General features: G+C 69.5%; 4 protein-coding genes. 3 read left to right on the plus strand and 1 reads right to left on the minus strand.

The window, feature by feature from the left end; all coding sequences use genetic code 11:
* Positions 1 to 203: 203 nt before the first annotated feature.
* The 3 genes from ACQKIP_RS44210 (at position 204) to ACQKIP_RS44220 (ending at position 1,934) form a co-directional block, all read left to right on the plus strand.
* Positions 204 to 602: an SHOCT domain-containing protein gene (locus tag ACQKIP_RS44210; RefSeq protein ID WP_365866869.1), complete on the plus strand. Its 399-nt coding sequence runs from the start codon at positions 204 to 206 to the stop codon at positions 600 to 602.
* A 249-nt stretch (positions 603 to 851) separates the two neighbouring features.
* Positions 852 to 1,259: a hypothetical protein gene (locus ACQKIP_RS44215; RefSeq protein ID WP_365866867.1), complete on the plus strand. Its 408-nt coding sequence runs from the start codon at positions 852 to 854 to the stop codon at positions 1,257 to 1,259.
* 141 nt (positions 1,260 to 1,400) lie between these two features.
* Complete coding sequence (locus ACQKIP_RS44220) at positions 1,401 to 1,934, plus strand: MarR family winged helix-turn-helix transcriptional regulator (protein WP_365866865.1); 534 nt, start codon at positions 1,401 to 1,403, stop codon at positions 1,932 to 1,934.
* Positions 1,935 to 2,069: 135 nt separating this feature from the next.
* Here the strand turns inward: ACQKIP_RS44220 and ACQKIP_RS44225 are convergent, their stop codons facing one another.
* Positions 2,070 to 2,660 carry a TetR/AcrR family transcriptional regulator gene (locus ACQKIP_RS44225; RefSeq protein WP_365866863.1) on the minus strand — a complete coding sequence of 197 codons (591 nt, stop codon included), beginning with the start codon at positions 2,658 to 2,660 and terminating at the stop codon, positions 2,070 to 2,072.
* Positions 2,661 to 2,905: the final 245 nt, after the last annotated feature.

Here is a 2,905-nt window from a genome sequence, read left to right on the forward strand (position 1 = left end):
GAGCCTGCCGCACGGTAGGGCGCAGCAGAAACTTGTAGGCGCGTATCACCGCGATCACCCCCTCCAACTGTGGTGACGACTCTAGTGCGGGTCACCGACAACGGCGGTCCGCCCAGCGGCAAACCGCCGCTTGCTGCCCCGCTCACGCAGGAGCTTCGTTTCACCAACCCGCCTCAAGGCGGGGGTACCCCCGAAGGAGACAGATGGACGACTATCCGCTTCTCGACCTCTTTCTCACCATGCTGTATTTCTTCCTGTGGATCATGTGGCTGTTCCTGCTGTTCCGGGTCGTCATGGACATCTTCCGCGACGAGGACCTGAGTGGCTGGGGCAAGGCCGGGTGGCTCGTGTTCTGCATCGTCCTGCCCTACCTCGGCGTCCTCGTCTACGTGATCGCGCGGGGCCGCGGGATGGGCCGGCGCGACGTGAAGCAGGCGAAGGACTCCGAAGCGGCATTCCGGGAATACGTCCGCAAGGCCGCGGCAGAGGCGAACACCGGGACAAGCCACACCGACGAGTTGGCCAAGCTCTCCGAACTGCGCGCATCCGGCGGGCTCACGGACGAGGAATTCGACAGGGCGAAGACCAAACTGCTCGCCTGATCGCTGGACGGCGCGGCAGCAGGGAGGCGCGGGCGCGGCGGACGAGCCACCGCACCGGGCATCCCCCCGCAGACCCGCAACCACGCTCGTGCGCGAGGCGGTGACCCGCATGTCAGCACAGGGGCCAAAGCGGCCAAACGGACTCAGCCGTCAGACATACACGGTACATTGCACTGTGCAAGCATAATCGCCTCGCCCACCGCTGCCCCGTGGAAGCGTTCCCGTGAACCGTCGCCGCCCTGATGCCCCGTGAAGCAACTGCCCGCGATCTGGCTCGTCCTGCATGTGGTGTGCACCATGTGCAAGGCCCAGGCGGCCCGCTTCGAGTTCACACCGCCCGGCTTGCACCCCCTCGCCTTCAGCACCTGGCCCCCGTCCCTGCTCGGCCTCTACGCCCGACAGCGCGACCCCGCCCGCTGGTGGCTGATCGCCGAGGGCGACATACACGCCAACGGCCACGGCGAGAACATCGCCCCGCAGGACGTGCACCGATACCGCGAAGCATTCGGCTTCCCCCGCACCTTCACCCGGGTCCGTAGCGCCGACATCACCGGAGACGCGGGCTTCTGTCCGCAGTGCGACGTGCCCTACTGCGCCACGCACTGGCACGCGACAGCCAGCGGAAGACGCCGCTGCCCGCGCGGCCACGACGCCTGAGCGCCCCGAAGTCACAGCCCGCCAGCGTTCGTTGGCCGGCCGCCGAGGCGAGCGCGGCACGGCTCGCAGGGGTCTGCGCGAGGGGATCTCCATGTACCCGCAGTACCCGCAACGGCCTCCACGGGCGGTAGAAAGGGGAGCATGGCCCACGGTGAAGCCCCCTACGGGGACGCAGATGATGTCGATGCCGTCACGGACGCGGTACTGACCGCCTCGCGGCTCCTGATGGCCGTGTCTGCCCGATCGCTCGCGCAGGTCGAGGACCGGGTGACGCTCCCCCAGTTCCGGATGCTGGTAGTCCTGTCGAGCCGGGGCGCCACCAAGCTGGTGGCACTGGCCGAACTGCTGCAGGTCGCCCCCTCCACCGCGATGCGGATGGTGGACCGGCTGATCGCCACGGGGCTCGCCGACCGGCAGACCAACCCGCACAACCGCCGGGAGACTCTGCTGCGGCTCACCCCCGAAGGCCGGCGCACCGTCTCCGAGGTCATGGCCCAGCGCCGCGCCGAGATCGCCGTCATCGTCGAACGTCTCGCCCCGGAGCAGCGCGCCTCACTCATCGCGGCCCTGAGCGCGTTCAACGAGGCGGGCGACGAACCTCCCGCGCCAGAAGCCCTCGCCCCCACAGCGCATCCCCTGGCATGGGGCCACACGCCGTCGGGGCACAGCGCCTGATCGTCCGGCCCGGACCTTCGCTTCCCGGCGCACCCTCGCCCCCGCCCTGCGAATCAATCTTGTGTACGCGCGCCCTGACGCAGGGCCCGGGTTCCGCGCAGGCAGACGGCAAAGTCCGCTGCCCAGGAAAGCAATTCAGTCGCGCGCCCCGAGCGTCTGCGCCAGCGCGTCGAGGGTCACGTCGACGATGGCGCGCAGCTGCTGCGTGCTCGTTCCGGCTCTGCTCATGACGGCGAGGGACTGGTTGACGGCCGCGAGGTGGGTGGCGAAGGGCTCGGCCGCCTCCTCGGGCAGAGGCCCGGCCTGCAGCGCGGTGCGCAGCCGGGTGTGCTGGAAGCCGATCGCCTCCCGTGCACGCGCCGCGACGCTCGCGCCCAGCACCGGGGCCGCCATGACGGTTTGGGCCACCAGGCATCCGTCGGGCACACCGGGGTCCGCGATGCGGTCCAGGGTGACGTCGAAGAACGCCCGCGCGGCCGCCAGGGGCCGGCCGGCGGCGCAGGACAACGCGACGTCGTACTTCTCTCCGTAGCGCGTGGTGTAGCGCTCCAGGCAGCGCAGGAAGAGCGTGTCCTTGTCGCCCAGGGAGGAGTAGATGGAGCTGCGGTTGAGTCCGGTCGCCCGGGACAGGTCGCCCACCGAGGTGTCTGCGTAGCCGGCCCGCCAGAACTGGATCATCGCGGCGTCGAGCGCCGTGGCGATGTCGAACTGCTTCTTGCCCGCCATGGCGCGCCTTCCTCCTGTCCTGCCTTCCTGACGCAGATCATCATCGCATCTTGAACCGATCGGTTCAAGATGGATTAAGGTGCAGGCATGATCACGCCGGATGCACCGCAGCCCGCACCGCGCAGCGATCCGCGCAGCGCGTGCTCGCGGCACGCCCCTCGCGATCGCCTGCACCAGCCCTACCCCGCCCCGCTCACGCGGGAACCTCGACCCCTCCCCCGCCTGAAGACGGGGGTATCCACGAA

It is taken from the genome of Streptomyces sp. NPDC059900, assembly GCF_050270335.1.
Taxonomy (GTDB): Bacteria; Actinomycetota; Actinomycetes; order Streptomycetales; family Streptomycetaceae; genus Streptomyces.

Coding starts and splice junctions, on each gene's coding strand:
- ACQKIP_RS44225 (WP_365866863.1), bottom strand. CDS start 2,660: ATGGCGGGCAAGAAGCAGTTCGACATCGCCACGGCGCTCGACGCCGCG.
- ACQKIP_RS44210 (WP_365866869.1), top strand. CDS start 204: ATGGACGACTATCCGCTTCTCGACCTCTTTCTCACCATGCTGTATTTC.
- ACQKIP_RS44220 (WP_365866865.1), top strand. CDS start 1,401: ATGGCCCACGGTGAAGCCCCCTACGGGGACGCAGATGATGTCGATGCC.